The following is a 17440-nucleotide window of genomic DNA, read 5'->3' as shown; positions in this document are numbered from 1 at the left end:
GTGTTTCACTCGCAATATGATCACTAAAATCCCGTTCGGGGAGAAGTATGCCGGGTTGAGCATCTTCGAGCCGAGCGAGGGGACCCTGGTGGTCGTACCCTCGCTCTCTCTTCCGCAGGACGAGCTGCGCCGCATCACCGGAGCCAGATGTTACGAGGAGCGCCTGCTCTTCCTCCTCCTCACGCTCCGCGAGCCCGGCGTCAAAGTGATCTACCTCTCCTCCGCGCCCATCGATCCGGACATCATCGCCTACTATTTCGGCTTCCTGCCTGATCCGGATGACGCCGCCAAACGGCTGCGGCTGATCACACTCGACGACCCGCACTCGCAGCCGCTGACCAGGACCCTGCTCTCGCGACCCGAGATGGTCGAGCAGGTACGTGCGGCGATCGACGGCGACGCGTGGATGGTGCCGTTCGTGCTGAGCGAGCTGGAGGAGGAGTTCGCCGCGCTGCTGGGCATTCCCGTGTACGGCCCGGCCACGTCGCTCGCCTATTACGGCTCCAAGAGCGGCTCCCGCGAGATCGGCCAGGAGGCCGGCGTGCCGATGGCCCGCGGGTTCGGAGATCTGCACTCCCTGGCCGAGATCGAGGACGCGATCGAGGCGCTGCCGGGCCAGCGGGTGATGGTCAAGCTGAACGACGGCTACTCGGGGCTCGGCAACGCCATCGTGCCCAAAGGCGATCTGCCGGGGACGAGCTTCTCCGCGTACGGCGAGACCTGGAAGAGCTTCACCGCGAAGATCCGCGAACGCGGCGCGGTCGTGGAGGAGTTCATCGAACACCGCCCGCTGCACTATCCCAGCGCGCTGGCCCGCATCACGCCCGGCGGCCGGTACAGCGTCGTGGCCACCCACGACCAGGTGCTCGGCGGCGCCAACCAGGACGTCTACCAGGGCTGTACGTTCCCCGCGGCGCCGGAGTACCGGGCCGAGGTGGGCGCGTCGGCCGAGCGGATCGCCCGCGTCATGGCGGAGCGGGGCGTGGTGGGACTGTTCGGCATGGACTTCTTCGCGCTGGAGACCGACGCCGGATACGCGGCGCTGCTGTGCGAGGTCAACCTGCGGATCGGCGGCACCACACACCCCTTCGGCGCCGCGGTGCTGACCACCGGCGCCTCCTACGATCCGGGGACCGGGCTGCTCATGGCCGGTGACCAGCCCAAGTACTACACCGCGACCGACAACTGCGCGGCCGGCTGCCTGCGCGGCCGCTCCCCCGGCCAGGTCGTGCGGATGGTCGAGGCGCTCGGTCTCGGCTTCGATCACACCCGTCGTACGGGAAACGTCTTCCACCTGCTCGGGGCGCTCCCCGAACACGGCAAGCTCGGCTTCACCACGATCGGCGACTCCCGCGAGGAGGCCGACGAGCTGCACCGGCTCACTCGCCGCGCGCTTTGCGGAGCCCCTTCCAGCCGATGACGGCCAATACGATCGCGAGTATGAGGTTGACCGCGATCAGGATGCCGTGCACCACGTAGAAGCTCGTGGGATGGCCGTCTGCCAGGTTAAACCCGAGGTTGATCCACTCGAACACCATGAACACGCCGAGCACGATGAGGAATCCGGCGATCTTTCGCGACATGACCACTTCTCTAGTATCAGGTGCCGATCATCAGGGGATGTGTCGGCACATGTGCAATGACACGAAGCTACGCTGAGACCGCCATGCTGATGAAACCGGTGCCCGTCTCGGCACTCCTCACGGCACTCCTCGCGACGGTCGCGCTCACGGGGACCGCCCAGGCCACGCCGACTCCTACCCCGACTACCCCGACGCCGAAGCCCGTCGGCGGGGATCTGCTGGGCAGTCACGGTTTGGTGAGGCCCGCCGGCATCAAGGCACCGCCGAAGTCCAAGGCCACCTCGTACGTCATCGCCGACCTGGAGACCGGCGACGTGCTCGCGGCCAAGGACCCGCACGGGCGCTACCTGCCGGCCAGCACGCTCAAGACGCTCACCGCGCTCACGCTCATCCCCAAGCTGGACAAGAACCTCAAGGTCAAGCCCAGCCGGAACGCGGTCGACCAGGAGGGCACCGCCGTCGGCCTGACGACCAAGCCGCTCTACAAGGTCGACGACCTGTTCAAGGCGTTGCTGATGTCGTCGGGCAACGACGCGGCGATGGCCCTGGCCGAGACGAACGGCAGCCTGCCCAAGACCATGCGTGACATGAACGCCGAGGCCAAGCGCCTGCAGGCGAACGACACGGTGGCCAAGACGCCCAGCGGGCTGGACAAGCCGGGACAGAGCAGCTCGGCGTACGACCTGGCACTCATCGCACGGGCCGGCCTCGGCAACCCCGACTTCCGGCGATATATCAGTACAAAGGTTGCCAAGTTTCCGGCGCCCAAGAACTACTACGAGATCAGCAACCACAACAAGCTGCTGTGGCGCTACCAGGGCATGATCGGCGTCAAGAACGGCTGGACGTCCAAGGCCCAGGCCAGCTTCGTCGGCGCCGCGACACGTGGCGGCCACACGATCATCGTGACCATCATGCGGCACGAGGGGTACTTCTGGGAGGAGGTGGCGAGCCTGCTCGACTGGGGCTTCGCCGCCCGGGGCAAGGTCACGGCGGTCGGCCGGCTTGTCGACCCGCTGCCGGCCGAACTGCCCGCGCAGCAGGTGACCACCTCACCGGTCGTCACCGCGCCACCGGTGACGGCGCCGCTGCTCGACTCGGCCGCGTCGAAGCAGACCGACACCAGCCGTACGGTGGGTTCGATCGTGATCGGGGGCGGGCTGCTGTTCGGCCTGACCTGGCTGGGCTACGGCATCCGCCGACGGCGCAGCTCACGACGCTGAGGCCGGGGGACCCCATTCGAGGGGGTCAGGTGACCTCGTTCGAGGGGATGGGCGAGGTCGACGGCATAGGCGTGTTCGACGGCATGGGCGTGTTCGACGGGATGGGCGAGGGTGCGGGCGGCGGGCAGAGCCCGGCCGTGGCGGTCCAGGCGGCGACGTACAGGACGAACCTGGCGGAGAAGTTGATCCAGACCAGCAGCCCCACCATGACGGCGAACGCGCCGTAGATCGGGTTGCTCAGCGTCTGCCCCAGCAGCAGCGACGCGACCTGCTTGAGCAGCCCGAATCCGATGGCGCCGAGCAGCGCCCCCCTGGCCAGCACCCGGAAGGGCTGGGTGGCGCGGCCCACCCAGCCCAGCAGGATCAGGAACAGCACCCAGTCGGCGGCCACGCTGGCCAGCAGTCCCACCAGCCAGAGCGTGCCGGTGGTCACCGGCGCGCTGCCCAGCCCGAGAGTCTCCGCCATCCCGGTCGTCGCCTGCGTGGCGGCCCCGCCGACCAGCACCGACACGATCATGGTCACGCCGAGCAGGATCAGGGAGATCAGGTCGCGCAGCTTGGCGACGAAGAAGTTCGGCGGCGGGGCCGTGGTCATCGACATCTCCCACAGCGCCCCGCGCAGCGCGTCCACGGCGCCCAGCCCCGCGTAGAGCAGACCGGCCAAGCCGATGATCCCGGCGGTCGCCCTGGCCTGGGCGATGGCCTGGAGGTCGATCTGGTCGGCGAGTCCCGGCAGCTGGTCCTTGATCGCCGACTCGAGCGTGCTGATGGCGTTCTGGTCGTACGACAGGACGTAGCCGAACAGCGCGTACGCGAGCGCGACCAGCGGGAAGAACGACAGGAACGCGAAGTAGGTCACCGCACCGGCCAGCCGGTCGCCGAACCGCAGCTGGTAGCGCTGCACGGTCCTCATCAGGTGGTCGATCCAGAGGCGGCGCACCCGCCAGGACTCGATGACACGGCCACTCCGGGCCTTGGCCGACTCGACGCGTGCCATCATCTTCGCCAACACCGCCGCGCGCCCGCCTTCCGAGGTGCCCCGCCGTCGCCATGCACCTGCCCTGGCTACCGCTCTTCTACCACGGAGCCCGGCACTCAGGAGTTACGCGCTTGTGACGACGGCGCGGGCGGACTCCGCGAGCCTGGCGAGCACCTCCGTGACGTCGTGGTGCAGCAGCCTGCCGCCCCGCTTGACCACCCGTCCGCCGACCAGGACGGTGTCGACGGCGCTGGTGTCGGCGTTGAGCACCACCGCCCCGATCGGGTCGTGCGCGGCCGCCATGCCCAGCGTGCCGGTACGCAGCAGTACGAGGTCGGCCTGCTTGCCGACCCGCAGCGAGCCGACGGTGTCACCGAGCCCGACCACCTCGGCGCCTTCGATGGTGGCCATCCGCAGCGCGTCACGGGCGCGGAACCCCATCCCTTGCCCGTCCGGGCGGCCCCGCTCCAGCGTGAACGCGGTCCGCATCAGGCTGAACATGTCACCAGGCGCACACGTCACGCTGTCGATGCTGAGCGAGGTAGGGATCCCGGCGGCCCGCGCCCGCCCACTGATCGGGTAGCCGATGCCGAGGGTCATCTCGTCGATCGGCGACACGGACACGCCGCCGCCGCTGTCGGCGATGAGCTTGAGCTGGTCGTCGCTGTAGTGGTTGGCGTGCACGTACGTCGTGCGCGGCGCCAGCAGCCCGTTGGCCTTCAGGAACGCGAGCCCCTTGGTGGAGCTCTCCCTGCCGTGGCCGCCGAGATGCGCGGTGACGGGCAGGTCGAGCTCGCGGGCCAGCCGCCACTCGGCCAGCGCGTCGTCCTCACTGACGATCTCCGGCCCGAGCGCGGCGATCGCCATGGTCACCAGACCCGCCGTGCCGAAGTGCTCGTCATGGACCCGGTGCCCCTCCTTGTGCAGGTTCTCCCGCGGCCCGCCGTGGCAGTAGCCGAAGATCGCCCTGATGCCCGACTCGCGCAGCGCCCGTACGGCCGAGTCGGTGTGCTCGGGCGTGAACTGCACGTGCGACCAGTCGAGCAGCGTGGTGATCCCGGCGTCCAGGCACTCCAGCGCGCCGGCCAGGTTGCCCGCGTAGACGTCCTCGGGCCTATAGCCGGGAGCCAGCTCGCCCAGGATGCGCTGCAGATATCCGCCGAACGTGATGTCCGGCGCGATCGCCCTGATCCCGGCCTGCCAGGTGTGCCGGTGGCTGTCGACGAACCCCGGCAGCACGATCATCCCGGTCGCGTCGACGACCTCCGCCCCCGGCGCCTCGGGCAGGTCCGGCCCCACCTCGGCGATCCGGCCGCCCTCGACCCGTACGTCCACCCGCCCGAGCACGACAGGCTCCGGCTCGGTGTCGACGACGATCCCGTTCTTGATCAAAGTAATTGCCATGCCGAAAAGCTTAGTAAGAAGCTTTTCAGAAAGCAATATGTCGCCAAGTATCCTCGACCCATGAAGCACGATGACGTCGACGCGATGGTCCCCCGCTGGCAGAACTCCGGCCTGTCGTCATCGCTCATCGCCGACCTCGAACTGAGCAAGCGCATGTCCCGCCTCAACATGCTCTTCGAGACGGCGATCAAGGCCGAACTGGCGGACCTGGGCCTGACCTATGCCGAGTTCGACGTCCTCGCCGCCCTGGCCCGCACCGGCCCCCCGCACCAGCTCAAGCCCAGCGAGCTGTCCAAGGGCCTCTACCTCACCTCGGGCGGCACGAGCAACGTCCTGCAGCGCCTCACGGCATCGGGCTACGTGGAGCGGGCGGCGAACGAGGGCGACGCGCGCAGCCGCTGGGTTCAGCTCACCCCCGAGGGCCTGCGCCTGGCCAACACCGCCCTGGAGGTCTCGGGGAAGGCCCACGAAGAGGTGATGGCGGGCGTCCCGGAGGAAACGGTACGGAAGGCGGCGGACGCCCTCCGGGAGGTCCTCCTGGCCGTGGGCCGCCGCCGCTTCCGCTGATCACCCGCGTCCGCGTACCTGGCGCACGCCTGGGAGCTCCCGCCCGCACCCGGGATCGCCGGCCCACGCCTGGGATCGCCGATCCCAGCCTCAGCGGTGCTCTGCCGATCTCGGGCGCCCTCCGTGAGCCTGAGGCCATGACGTACTCGACGGAACGGAAGATCGTCCTCATCACCGGAGCCAACAAGGGCATCGGCTACGCGACCGCGCGGCAACTCGGCCGGCAGGGGCACGTGGTGCTCCTCGGCGCCCGCGACGAGGAGAGAGGACGGAAGGCCGAGGCGAACCTGGCCGGCGAAGGGCTGGACGTCCGGTACGTCCGGCTGGACGTCACCGACCTCGCCACGGTCGAGGCCGCCGCGGCGTACATCGACACGGAGTTCGGCCGCCTCGACATCCTCATCAACAACGCCGCGATCAGCCGCGACCGCCCTTACCGGCCGAGCGAACTGCCGGTGGCGGAGCTGCGCGAGGTCTACGAGACCAACGTGTTCGGGGTCGTCGCGGTGACCAACGCGATGCTCCCGCTGCTGCGCAGGTCGGCGGCCGGGCACATCGCCAACGTGTCGAGCGGGCTGGGCACGATCGCGTTCCTGACCGACCCCGACTCACCGTTCAGAGACTATGGCCGCCTGCTCGGCTACAACTCCTCCAAGGCGGCTCTGAACGCGATCACCCTGATCTACGCGAACGAGCTGCGCGACACTCCGATCAAGGTCAACGCGGTCTCACCGGGCTTCTGCGCCACCGACCTCAACGGCCACCGCGGCGTCCTGACCGCGGACGAGGGCGGCACCCACATCGCCCGCCAGGCCACCACCATGCCCACGACCGGCGCCTTCCTCAGCGAAGATGGCGGCGTCGTCCCCTGGTGATCCCTGTCTTGACTAGTGATCGCCGGCAGGCGCCCGCGCCGGAGAACACGTCGTCCAAAGAGCGGAGACCGGGAGGCAGGAGAGCCCGTCACCGAAGCTCAACGACTCAGGCCCGCAGTAGAGAACGAACCCCGCCAGCATGCGATCACCCAAGCGACGCTTGAGGAGCCGCAGTCCGCGAAAGTCGTCGCCGCGAACGGTCTCCGCCGCCTTGACCTCGATGGCGACGATCTTGCCCGCGTTGTTCTCGAGCACCCCGTCCACCTCGTACTGGTCTCGGTCTCGGTAGTGATAGAGGCGAGCCGATGTCCCGGCCCAGGTCAGCTGCTTGGTTATCTCACTCAGCACGAAGTTCTCGAGGAGTCCGCCATGAGTGGCGTCGGCGACGCTTCCGCTGGTGAGGTATCCAGCCATGCCGGAGTCGACGAAGATCACCTTAGGCGTGGCAACGGCTCTCGTGGTCGCGTTCGACGACCAACCCGGCACGAGGCGGACCACGAAGATGGTCTCCAGAATCTCCACATAGCTGCGAACGGTCGGGCTCGACAGACCCAGCTCGCTCGCGAGCCGACTCATATTGAGCAGCCCTCCGGTCTGAGCCGCCAGCAAGGCGACCAACCGCCGCATGTCGGACGCACGCTCGATTTCGGCGACCTGTTTCACGTCCCGGGCGATCAGGTCCGCGAGATAGCCGTCGAAAAACCGCTCACGTCGCCGAGGGGTCGTCCGCTTGACCGCCTCTGGGTACCCGCCGCGAGCGGCCAGCGCGAGATAGTCCTTCCGGCGTAGACCGATCGATTCGGCGCGTAGATCTCCGCCCATCGCGAATGCCGCGTCGATGAAGCCGTCCTCGTGGCCGTCGATCTCCCCCTGTGAGAGCGGCCAGAGCTCGATGGTCTCCGACCTGCCGGGCAGCGAGTCGGGGAGGCTGCGCAGGGCGAGGAGGCGCGCGGATCCGGTGAGCAGGAATCGTCCAGGGCGCGGGTCACGATCCACCACGTGCTTGATGGCAAGCCAGAGATCGGGAACCCGCTGCACCTCATCTATGAGCATCAACCCGTCATGGCGCACGAAACGGACCGGATCCTTGTTCGCCGCCAGACGGGTGACAGGGTCGTCCAGGAAGCGGGCGACGCTGCCGGGGACATGGCGCAGCACCCGCTCGGCAAGGGTGCTCTTACCGACCTGGCGAGCACCATTGACGACGACGACACGGGTGTCCTCAAGTGCGTCATACACCAGAGAAGCCGCACGCCGGGGCAGGTAGTCGACCGCTTCCCTCATGCGGGCACTGTAGCCCAGCCTTTAGATCTGCCGAAGGTCTGCCTTTAAATCTGCCGACTCTTTCCCTTTAGATCTGCCGAAGCCACACCCTGGCTCCGGGGTATGTCAGAGGCGCGGCAGGAAGCCGACCCGGTCGCGGACCTCGGCCATGGTCTGGCGGGCCACCGCGCCGGCTCGTTCGGCGCCGATGGCCAGCAGCCGGTCCAGCTCTGCCTCGTCGGCCAGCAGCTTCTCCGTGCGCTCCCGGATGGGCGTGAACGTCTCCACGACGGCCTCCGCCACGTCCTTCTTGAACGTCCCGTAGCCCTGCCCCTCGTAACGCGCGACCAGGTCGGGGATCGGCGTGGCCGTGAGCGCGGACAGGATGCGGAGCAGGTTGGAGATCCCGGGCTTGCCGTCCTCGTCGAACAGGACCTCCGAGCCGGTGTCCGTGACCGCGCGCATGACCTTCTTGCGCAGCGGCCCCGGCTGCTCCAGGACGTCGAGGATGCCGGCCGGGCTGGAGGAGGACTTGGACATCTTGGCCGTCGGGTCCTGGAGGTCGGTGATCTTCTCGACCTCCTTGAGGATGTACGGCTCAGGGAGGGTGAAGGTGTCGCCGAAGCGGTGGTTGAAGCGCTGGCCGAGGTCGCGGGTGAGCTCCAGGTGCTGCTTCTGGTCGGCGCCGACCGGCACGCTGTTGGCCTGGTAAAGCAGGATGTCGGCGGCCTGGAGCACCGGGTAGGTGAAGAGCCCGACGCTGGCCGCGTTCTCCCCGAACTTGGCTGACTTGTCCTTGAACTGCGTCATCCTGGCCGCCTCGCCCATGCCCGTCAGGCAGATGAGGATCCAGGCCAGCTCGCTGTGCTCGCGCACGTGCGACTGGACGAACACGGTCGAGCGCTCGGGATCGAGCCCGGCGGCGAACAGCTGCGCGGCGGCCACGCGGGTGCGGCGGCGCAGCGCGGCGGGCTCGGTCGGCACCGTGATCGCGTGGAGGTCGACGACGCAGTAGAAGGCGTCATGAGTCTCCTGCAGCGTCACCCATTGGCGGACCGCACCCAGGTAGTTGCCCAGGTGGAAGGAGTCAGCGGTGGGCTGGATGCCGGAGAGGACACGAGGTCTGGCCATAGCAGCCAATTGTGTCAGGAATCCAGCTCGGGCGGCGACTCGACCGCCGGACGGCGCTTCACCCTCACCCTGGCGATACGGCGTCCGTCGAGCTCGATGACAGTCAGCTCGAACCCGGGCACCTCCACCATCTCCCCGACGGCGGCCACGTGGCCGAGCATGGACATCACGAACCCGCCCAGCGTCTCGTACGGCCCGTCGGCCAGCCGGATGCCGGTCTGGGCGGCGAAGTCGTTGAGATTCGTCAGGCCGTCGATCTCCATCTCACCCGCCGGGAGGACCACGGTGTCGCCTTCGACGTCGTACTCGTCCCTGATGTCGCCGATGAGCTCTTCGACCAGGTCCTCCAGGGTGACGATGCCGGCCGTCCCGCCGTACTCGTCGACCACGATGGCCAGGTGGTGGCCCTCGTCGCGCATCTCCGAGAGCGTGGTCAGCAGGCGTTTGGAGGCCGGTACGAACTTGACCGGCCGGATCGGCACCAACTCGCTGATCGGCTCGATCCGCCCGGTGAGCACCGGGTCGAGCAGGTCCCTGACGTGCACGAACCCGATGACCTCGTCGTACGACTCGCGGTAGACGGGGAAGCGCGAGTGCGGCAGCCCCGAGGCCAGCACCGCCGCCTCCGCCAGTGTGGTGTCGGCCTCCATGAACTCCACCTCGGTACGGGGCAGCATGACCTCGCGGAGCTGGCGCTTGCCGGCGGCGAACACCTCCGCGATCAGCTTGCGCTCGTCGGCGGTCAGGTCGGTGTGCCCGACGACCATGTCGCGCAGTTCCTCGGTGGTGACCTCCTCCCGGTCGGCCTGCGGGTTGCCGCCGAGCAGCTTGACCACGCCGTCGGTCGACTTCGACAGCGCCCAGATGATCGGGCGTGACAGCATGGCGACGCGATCGAGGAAGGGCGCCACGACCAGCGAGAGCCCTTCGGCCCGCTGCAGGGCCAGGCGTTTGGGCGCCAGCTCGCCGAGCACGAGAGAGACGTACGAGATGGCCAGCGTCACCAGCACCAGCGCGAGTACGGGAGCGACGGCGTGGGGCACGTTCCAGCGTTCGAGCACGGGCACGAACTGCATGCCGAGCCGGTCGGCGCCGAACGCGGCCGACAGCATGGTGGCGACGGTCACCCCGATCTGCACGGCGGACAGGAAGCGGTTGGGGTCCTGGGCGAGCTTGGCGACCCGCTCGCCGCGGCGCCCCTTCTGAGCGAGCTTGCGCACCTGGCTCTCCCGCAGGGAGACCATCGCCATCTCGGCGGCGGCGAAGAAGCCGCCGACGAGGATGAACAGAAGGACCAGCGCGATATTGGCCGCGAGGGTGTCAAACATGGTGGTTGGCAGCGTACTCGGCACGTTTCCCGCGTATGCTGAACACCCAGCCCGACAAAATTAAACATATAACCACAGGAGCAAACATGAGATTGCTGGTCACCGGGGGCGCCGGATACGTGGGCAGCGTCGTCGCGGCGCAGCTCGTCGAGGCGGGGCACGAGGTGACCGTGCTCGACGACCTGTCGACCGGCCACGAGGACGCCGTGCCCGAGGGGGCGCGGTTCGTCCACGGGTCCATCACCGAGGCCCACGACGCGCTGGCGGGCGTGGAGGCGGTGCTGCACTTCGCGGCCAAGTCACTGGTCGGCGAGTCGGTCGAGAAGCCCGGCCTCTACTGGTCGCACAACCTCGGCGGCACGCTGGCGCTGCTCGACGCGATGCGAGTGCGGGGCGTGCGCGGGATCGTGTTCTCCTCGACCGCGGCCACGTACGGCGAGCCCGAGCGCTCCCCCATCCTGGAGAGCGACCCGACACGGCCCACCAATCCGTACGGCGCCTCGAAGCTGGCCGTCGACACCGCCCTGACCGCCTACGCGGGGCTGCACGGGCTCGGGGCGGTGAGCCTGCGCTACTTCAACGTGGCCGGCGCGTACGGCCGCTTCCGCGAGCGGCACACCATTGAGACCCATCTCATCCCGAACATCCTCAAGGTGGCCACCGGCGAGCGTGAGTCGGTCAGCGTGTTCGGCACCGACTACCCGACCGCCGACGGCACGTGCGTGCGCGACTACGTCCATGTGGCCGATCTGGCGGTCGCCCACCTGCTGGCCCTGGAGGCGCTCACTCCCGGGGAGCACAAGATCTTCAACCTGGGCAGCGGCGCCGGCTTCTCCGTCCAGGAGGTGATCTCGGTCTGCCGCGAGGTCACCGGCCACGACATCCCCGCCGTTCTCGGGTCGCGCCGGGCGGGCGACCCGGCCGTGCTGGTCGCCTCGTCCGAGAAGATCCGGCGCGAGCTGGGCTGGAAGGCCGAGCGCCCCTCCCTGCGGGACATCGTCTCTGACGCTTGGGGAGCGCTTTCCGGGAAATAGGTATAGGAAGTCCCGATATGTGCTGTGATATCGAAATGTGAGGAGCTTTTCACCAAGGGTCACGAAGATAGTCTTCGGCGTCCTCGTCGTGCTGGGTAGCCTCGCGGCGGCGGCGGGGGTGTTGTTCGCCACCTCCCCGCCGAATCCTCCCGCGGAAATCACCATGTGCCCGTAGGCGAACAAAAGGGAAATAGGCCGCAAATCGTACATATAACCAAAAAGACGCGCACCCAGAAACGGACGCGCGCCTTGTCGGGGACGAATCAGATCAGGCCGAGCGAGGCCACCGCGTCGCGCTCCTCGGTCAGCTCGCGGACGCTGGCGTCGATGCGCTCGCGGGAGAAGGTGTCGATCTCCAGACCCTGGATGATCTCGAACCGGCCCCCCGCCGCCCGCACCGGGAACGACGAGATGAGGCCCTCGGGCACGCCGTAGGACCCGTCAGAGACGACGGCGGCCGAGGTCCAGTCGGTGCCGTTGACCCAGTCGTAGACGTGGTCGATCGCGGCGTTGGCCGCGGAGGCGGCGGACGAGGCGCCACGGGCCTCGATGATGGCGGCGCCGCGCTTGGCCACCGTCGGGATGAAGGTGTCGCGCAGCCACTCCGACTCCACCTGCTCGGCCGCGATCTTGCCGCCGACCTCGGCGTGGTAGAGGTCCGGGTATTGGGTGGCGGAGTGGTTGCCCCAGATGGTCATGTTCTTGATCTCGGTGACCGGGACCTGAAGCTTCGCGGCGAGCTGGGACAGCGCGCGGTTGTGGTCGAGGCGGGTCATCGCGGTGAAGCGGTCGGCCGGTACGTCCGGCGCGTTCTGCTGGGCGATGAGCGCGTTGGTGTTGGCCGGGTTGCCGACGACCAGGACCTTGATGTCGTCGGCCGCGTGGTCGTTGATCGCCTTGCCCTGCGGGCCGAAGATGCCGCCGTTGGCGCCGAGCAGGTCACCGCGCTCCATCCCGGCCTTGCGCGGCATGGCGCCGACGAGCAGGGCGACGTTGGCGCCCGCGAACGCGACGTTCGGGTCGTCGGTGATCTCGATGCCGGACAGCAGCGGGAAGGCGCAGTCGTCGAGCTCCATGGCGGTGCCCTCGGCTGCCTTCACCGCCTGCGGGATCTCCAGCAGACTGAGCTTGACCGGGACGTTCGGGCCGAGCAGCTGCCCCGACGCGATGCGGAACAGCAGTGCGTAGCCGATCTGACCGGCGGCTCCGGTGACGGTCACCTTGACGGGCGTGGCCATGGCCTTCCCCTAACTCGCAGGATGAATCATTGACTTTCGGATGCTACCCGTTCGTCATCCGCAGGAGACCATCGAGGGTGTTTCCTGCTCGGGAGTGAAGTCCACGTTGGCGAAATGCCGAGCCAGCAGGCTCTTGACGACGCCCTTGCGGTAGAGCGAGGCGATGATCCCGTTGGCCGCCTTGCAGGTCTTCGCGTCTCCGTGCTTGATCCCGATGGCGTAGCGCTCGTCGTTGAGCTTGGCGCCGAGGATCTTGAAGCGCTGGTTCTCGCGGCTGGCGAAGCCGGCCAGGATGAGGTCCTCGCCCGGCACCGCGTCGACCTCGCCGCTCTTGAGTAGGTCCATGCACCGCGCGTAGTCGGTCGCCGTGACGAGCTCCACCTTCACGCGGGCCTGGACATTGCGGACGGACGGACTGTCGGGGGCGCAGATCTTCTTGCCCTCCAGGTCGTCGATCGACTCGATCGAGTCACCGTCGCGGACCAGGAGGTCGTGGTGGGCCACATAGTACGGGCCGGCGAACTCGACGCCGCTCTTGTCGATGGAGTAGGTGGCGATCACCAGGTCCACGGTGCCGCCCTCCAGCGCCTTCTCCCTCTCGAACTTGGGAATCTTGACGAACTGGGTCTGCTTGGCGCCGAGCTGCTCCGCGACGAGCTTGGCCAGCTCGATGTCGAAGCCCTCGAAGCCGCCGCCACGTTCCAGGGAGACGCCGGGCAGGTCGCCCTTCACGCCGATCACGATCTTCTTCGTCTGCGCCACCTTGTCGGCCACCGAGGCGAAGGAGTCCGGCGGGGCGGGATGGGGCGAGGGCTCCTCGCCGAGCGCGAGCTGAAACCAGTTGTTCTGCACGGCCACGATCGAGGCGGCGGCGATCAGCAGGATCGCCACAGTCAGCGCGACCCACCCCGCGCGGCGGCCGCGCGGGGCGGGCGGGCCGGGGTCCGGGGTGGCCACGGTCGGCCGCTCGTCCAGGATTCGGGGCGGTGGCGGCGTGGAGCCGGTCGCCCACGGGATCGGCTCGCCGCCGGTCACGGAGGACTGCTCCGGCGGATGCATGAGCTGCGCCTTGGACGGCGAGCCCGTGCCGAGCGTCCCGGACGACACCCTGATGAACGGGGTGGTGTCGTCGCTGGCAACCTGCACGCCCCGGGTCAGCACGGCCGTGGAGGCCCCGACCGTCTCGGGCTGGCCGAGCAGCCGCAGCAAAATCTGGTCGGCCGAGGGCCGCTCGTCGGGCGACTTCGACAGCGCCGACCGCACCACGCCGCGCAGCGGCTCGGGCAGCATGGACACGTCGACCTCGTGGTTGAGGATCCGGTTGAGCACCACCGCGATCGAGTTGCCCTCGAACACGGTCTCCCCGGTGGCCGCGAACGCGATCGTTGCCCCCCAGGCGAACACATCGGTATAAGGCCCGACATCGTCCCCGGCGATCTGCTCGGGGGCCATGTAGGCGGGCGTACCGATGGCCCGGCTGGTGATGGTGCCGCTCGAGTCGATGATCCTGGCGATGCCGAAGTCGACCACGCGCGGCCCGTCGGCGGCGATCAGCACGTTGTCGGGCTTGAAGTCGCGGTGCACGATCGAGGCGTGGTGGATCGCGGTCAGCGCGGTCGCCGTCCCGATCGCCAGCCGGTCGAGCGCCGTCCCCCGCAGTGGGCCGTCGTCTTCGACGATGTCCCTGAGGGCGCGCCCGTCGATGTACTCGCTGGCGATGTACGGCGTGTCGCCGTCGAGATCGGCCTCGATCACCCGGGCTGTGCAGAACGACGCCACCCGCTGCGCGGCCTTCAGCTCCCTGGCGAACCGCGACCTGGCGATCGTGTCCCCGCTGAACTTGACATGCAGCAGCTTGATCGCAGCCTGCTCACCCTCATCGGTGACGCCCAGGTAGACGATGCCCTGGCCGCCTTCCCCAACCCGGCCGACCAGCCGGAACGACCCCAGCTGGCCGGGGTCGCCGGCGACCAGCGGCGAGATCTGCGGCATTCATCTTCCCCACGTTCAAACAAAGCCCAACGACGCAAACTTTACGACGCTCAGTAAGCTCTCAGGGAACCGTTAACCGTTCGTGACGTCACGGTTTGTCGCCAGGAGCAGTATGGCCACCCGCCATCACCAGGGTGAGGAGAAACGCCGAATTACCCCAGAATAGGGCGAAACTACGAGAAGCACCGAGGAGGCTCGGGATTATGGCCCGTGCGTACGACATCGTGCTGTTCGGCGCGAGCGGCTTCACCGGCGCGCTCACCGCGGCCTACCTCGCCAAAACGGCCGGCCCCGAGGTGCGCTGGGCACTGGCCGGCCGCGACCGGGCCAAGCTGGAACGACTCGGCCTCGACGTCCCGATCCTGATCGCCGATGCCACCGACCCCGCCTCGCTGGCCGCGATCGCCCACGCGACCCGCGTCGTCGTCACGACCGTCGGCCCCTACCTCCGGTACGGCGAGCCGCTCGTGGCCGCCTGCGCCGAGGCGGGCACTCATTATCTGGACCTGACCGGCGAGGCCGAATTCGTGGACCGGATGTACGTCCGCCACCACCGGCGGGCCACCACGACGGGCGCCAAGCTGGTGCACGCCTGCGGCTTCGACTCCATCCCCTACGACCTGGGCGTACTCTTCACGGTCGACCAGCTGCCGGAGCACGTGCCGCTCAAGGTCAGCGGGTTCCTCAGGAGCGAGATGCGAGCGTCGGGGGGCACGCTGGCCTCCGGGATGACGATCGTCTCCCGCCCGCTGCAACTCCTGGAGGCGGCAGCCCGGCGACGCGCGGCCGAGCCGCTGCCGCCCGGTCGCCGCGTCAGCTCACTGCCCGGCGGCCTGCGCTATGTCGGCGGTTGGGCGCTGCCGATGCCGAGCCTGGACCCGCTGATCGTCGGCCGTTCGGCCCGCCTGCTCGACCGCTACGGCCCCGACTTCACCTACCGCCAGTACTACGCCGTCAAGACCCTGCCCGCCGCCCTCGCGGTGGCGGCGGGAGCGGGCACGATGGCGGCGCTCGCGCAGATCCCCCCGGTACGCGACTGGATGGCGAGCCGCGTCAAGCCCGGCGACGGGCCCACCCCCGAACAGCGGGCCCGCAACTGGTTCAAGGTCACCCTCCTCGGCGAGGGCGGCGGCCGGCGGGTCGTCACCGAGGTCGCGGGCGGCGACCCCGGTTACGACGAGACGGCCAAGATGCTCGGCGAGGCGGCACTCTGCCTGGCCTTCGACGACGTGCCCGAGATCGCCGGCCAGGTCACCACCGCCGCCGCGATGGGCCGCCCGCTGATCGAGCGCCTGTGCCGGGCCGGCATCAATTTCAGTACGCGAGAGCCCGCGAGGTGAAGGACGTCCGCAGGAACGGGTTCTTGAACTTCGGGAAGGCCACGGTCAACGGGTCACCGTCTGAGGTGTAACGCATGTCCGGGTTGTTCTTCAGCCAGTCGAGCCAGGCCACGGAGCAGAACTGCTTGCAGTCGCCCTTCTTGTCCATCGCCCTGATGCGCGGGATGCCCAGCGGGTCGAAGGACTTGCTGAACGGCGCGGGCGCGGGCGTGTAACCGGCCAGGAAGACACCCTTGTGGTCATAGGTGACGTCGCCGAGCTTGCCGTGCATGGCCCACTTCTTGTTGTGCGGCTGGTTGCCGTACGGCAGGGCGATGGTCACCGGCTTGACGAAGGCCAGGGAGCTGATCATCGTCTGGACGGTCGCGATCTGCTCCTCGACCTCCTTCTGCGACCGGCCCCGCAGGTTGATGTGGTCGCGGGTGTGGTTGCCGAGGTCGAACCCGTTGTCCTTGAGCCAGAGCAGCATCTGAGCCTGCTCGTCGCGCACGGTCTTGCCGAACATGTCGCGCGTGATGTACATCGTGGCCACCGGCCGGAAGCCGGGATTCTTCGCCGCCACGTCACGCAGGATGCCGATGGCGGTGTCGGGCGCCAGGTTGCCCATCTCGTCCAGCGTGAGCTGTGAGGGCGAGGAGTCGTCGAAGGTCAGCACGACCGCGTGCTTGCCCGCCGGGATGTCGATCTTGCCGGTGACGTACTCGGCGGCGGTGATCGGTACGTACCCGTCCTTGACCAGCCGCTCGAGATCTCCCCTGAACTGCTCGGGAGTCCGGTCGTCGGTGGTCGCCGGATTCTTGATCACCCGGTGGAACATCAGCACCGGGATCTGTCCCAGCTCGTTGGCCTTCACCTTGGCGGCCAGCGCCAGCTGCGCGGCCTTGGCCTGCTTCAGTTTGGCCGCCGTGTTGGCCGCGTTGTTCACCGGCTTGGCGACCGGCTCCGAGCCACAGCCGCACACGACCGCCGTGACCGCGATCAGTCCCACCCCACTCAAAAGACGCAATCGCATCCGAACCCCCTGGGCCACCTATGACTCTTACCAGGGACTCTTACCCATCTGATCAACTCCGTCACGCTCTGTGAGGGCCAAGAGATGTTCTAGAGAAACGGAAGGGCCGCCCGAAGGCGGCCCTGCATCGACCGGGTCGGTGGAGGTGGGGTCACCGGGCCAAAAGGGACATGATCATTCCCTTGAGCTCGTCGTTCGCCAAGATCAGCGAGGTAAGGACGAGCACGAATCCGAACACCCCGAGCGTGATGACGTCCGTCCTCTTGCTGCGTACGGCGAGCCCGCCGTACCCGGCGAAACGGAGCGCGGCGGCCACCATGACGGCGGCGCCCAACGCGAACCCGCCCCACCGCGGGTCCACGAGGAAAATCAGCGCAACGCCGACGACCGCACCCGCCAGAACCAGCGGGTACGGCCCCCAACTCTCTCCAGAACGACTCAACGTGCCTGCTTACGGCCGCATTCGCATTC

The 17440-nt window shown here is 68.3% G+C and carries 16 protein-coding genes; 6 read left to right on the top strand and 10 right to left on the bottom strand.

What is annotated here, in order from left to right; all coding sequences use genetic code 11:
* The first annotated feature begins 16 nt into the window (after positions 1-16).
* Positions 17-1420 (top strand): peptide ligase PGM1-related protein, encoded by a 1404-nt coding sequence (locus AB0C30_RS25635; protein ID WP_357948624.1) that lies wholly within the window; start codon positions 17-19, stop codon positions 1418-1420.
* Here the strand turns inward: AB0C30_RS25635 and AB0C30_RS25630 are convergent.
* On the bottom strand, positions 1380-1583 hold the full coding sequence (locus tag AB0C30_RS25630) for a hypothetical protein (RefSeq protein WP_357948621.1): 204 nt from the start codon (positions 1581-1583) through the stop codon (positions 1380-1382). The genes AB0C30_RS25635 and AB0C30_RS25630 overlap by 41 nt on opposite strands.
* Positions 1584-1666: 83 nt before the next feature.
* On the opposite strand from AB0C30_RS25630, the gene AB0C30_RS25625 reads away from it, so the two are divergent.
* Positions 1667-2806, top strand: coding sequence for a D-alanyl-D-alanine carboxypeptidase (locus tag AB0C30_RS25625; RefSeq protein ID WP_357948618.1), 1140 nt, complete (start codon positions 1667-1669; stop codon positions 2804-2806).
* Positions 2807-2831: 25 nt separating this feature from the next.
* Here AB0C30_RS25625 and AB0C30_RS25620 read toward each other — a convergent pair whose 3' ends face one another.
* Together AB0C30_RS25620 and AB0C30_RS25615 are read right to left on the bottom strand one after the other, a co-directional pair.
* Positions 2832-3806: a YihY/virulence factor BrkB family protein gene (locus AB0C30_RS25620; protein WP_357948615.1), complete on the bottom strand. Its 975-nt coding sequence runs from the start codon at positions 3804-3806 to the stop codon at positions 2832-2834.
* A gap of 102 nt (positions 3807-3908) precedes the next feature.
* Positions 3909-5189 (bottom strand): amidohydrolase family protein, encoded by a 1281-nt coding sequence (locus AB0C30_RS25615; RefSeq protein WP_357948612.1) that lies wholly within the window; start codon positions 5187-5189, stop codon positions 3909-3911.
* A gap of 60 nt (positions 5190-5249) precedes the next feature.
* On the opposite strand from AB0C30_RS25615, the gene AB0C30_RS25610 reads away from it, so the two are divergent.
* Positions 5250-5756 carry a MarR family transcriptional regulator gene (locus AB0C30_RS25610; RefSeq protein ID WP_357948609.1) on the top strand — a complete coding sequence of 169 codons (507 nt, stop codon included), beginning with the start codon at positions 5250-5252 and terminating at the stop codon, positions 5754-5756.
* A 137-nt stretch (positions 5757-5893) separates the two neighbouring features.
* On the top strand, positions 5894-6631 hold the full coding sequence (locus tag AB0C30_RS25605; protein ID WP_357948606.1) for an SDR family oxidoreductase: 738 nt from the start codon (positions 5894-5896) through the stop codon (positions 6629-6631).
* Between the two features lie 12 nt (positions 6632-6643).
* Here AB0C30_RS25605 and AB0C30_RS25600 read toward each other — a convergent pair whose 3' ends face one another.
* The 3 genes from AB0C30_RS25600 to AB0C30_RS25590 form a co-directional block, all read right to left on the bottom strand.
* A complete protein-coding gene (locus AB0C30_RS25600; protein ID WP_357948603.1) occupies positions 6644-7915 on the bottom strand; it encodes an ATP-binding protein in 1272 nt (423 codons plus the stop codon).
* 105 nt (positions 7916-8020) lie between these two features.
* The gene (gene trpS, locus AB0C30_RS25595) at positions 8021-9025 is read right to left on the bottom strand and encodes a tryptophan--tRNA ligase (protein ID WP_357948599.1); all 1005 of its coding nucleotides are present in this window, start codon (positions 9023-9025) and stop codon (positions 8021-8023) included.
* A 14-nt stretch (positions 9026-9039) separates the two neighbouring features.
* Positions 9040-10353 (bottom strand): hemolysin family protein, encoded by a 1314-nt coding sequence (locus tag AB0C30_RS25590; protein WP_357948596.1) that lies wholly within the window; start codon positions 10351-10353, stop codon positions 9040-9042.
* An 86-nt stretch (positions 10354-10439) separates the two neighbouring features.
* Here AB0C30_RS25590 and galE point away from each other — a divergent pair, with 86 nt between their 5' ends.
* Positions 10440-11387 (top strand): UDP-glucose 4-epimerase GalE, encoded by a 948-nt coding sequence (gene galE / locus AB0C30_RS25585; protein ID WP_357948593.1) that lies wholly within the window; start codon positions 10440-10442, stop codon positions 11385-11387.
* Positions 11388-11650: 263 nt separating this feature from the next.
* Here the strand turns inward: galE and AB0C30_RS25580 are convergent, their stop codons facing one another.
* Together AB0C30_RS25580 and AB0C30_RS25575 are read right to left on the bottom strand one after the other, a co-directional pair.
* Positions 11651-12625, bottom strand: a complete 975-nt coding sequence (locus AB0C30_RS25580) for a malate dehydrogenase (RefSeq protein WP_357948590.1) — start codon at positions 12623-12625, stop codon at positions 11651-11653.
* 54 nt (positions 12626-12679) lie between these two features.
* Positions 12680-14617 (bottom strand): transporter substrate-binding domain-containing protein, encoded by a 1938-nt coding sequence (locus AB0C30_RS25575; RefSeq protein ID WP_357948587.1) that lies wholly within the window; start codon positions 14615-14617, stop codon positions 12680-12682.
* Positions 14618-14820: 203 nt separating this feature from the next.
* Between AB0C30_RS25575 and AB0C30_RS25570 the strand changes: the two genes are divergently transcribed.
* Positions 14821-15957, top strand: a complete 1137-nt coding sequence (locus AB0C30_RS25570; protein ID WP_357948584.1) for a saccharopine dehydrogenase NADP-binding domain-containing protein — start codon at positions 14821-14823, stop codon at positions 15955-15957.
* Here the strand turns inward: AB0C30_RS25570 and AB0C30_RS25565 are convergent.
* On the bottom strand, positions 15932-16969 hold the full coding sequence (locus AB0C30_RS25565) for a polysaccharide deacetylase family protein (protein ID WP_357948581.1): 1038 nt from the start codon (positions 16967-16969) through the stop codon (positions 15932-15934). The two genes, AB0C30_RS25570 and AB0C30_RS25565, sit on opposite strands and share 26 nt — an antisense overlap.
* A gap of 151 nt (positions 16970-17120) precedes the next feature.
* Complete coding sequence (locus AB0C30_RS25560; protein ID WP_357948578.1) at positions 17121-17411, bottom strand: DUF3017 domain-containing protein; 291 nt, start codon at positions 17409-17411, stop codon at positions 17121-17123.
* Between the last annotated feature and the right edge of the window lie 29 nt (positions 17412-17440).

The sequence above is a fragment of the Nonomuraea sp. NPDC048901 genome (genome assembly GCF_040649695.1).
GTDB lineage: Bacteria > Actinomycetota > Actinomycetes > Streptosporangiales > Streptosporangiaceae > Nonomuraea.
The sequence above is the reverse complement of the archived record's forward strand: the minus strand, read 5'-3'. Positions and strand labels throughout refer to the sequence as shown.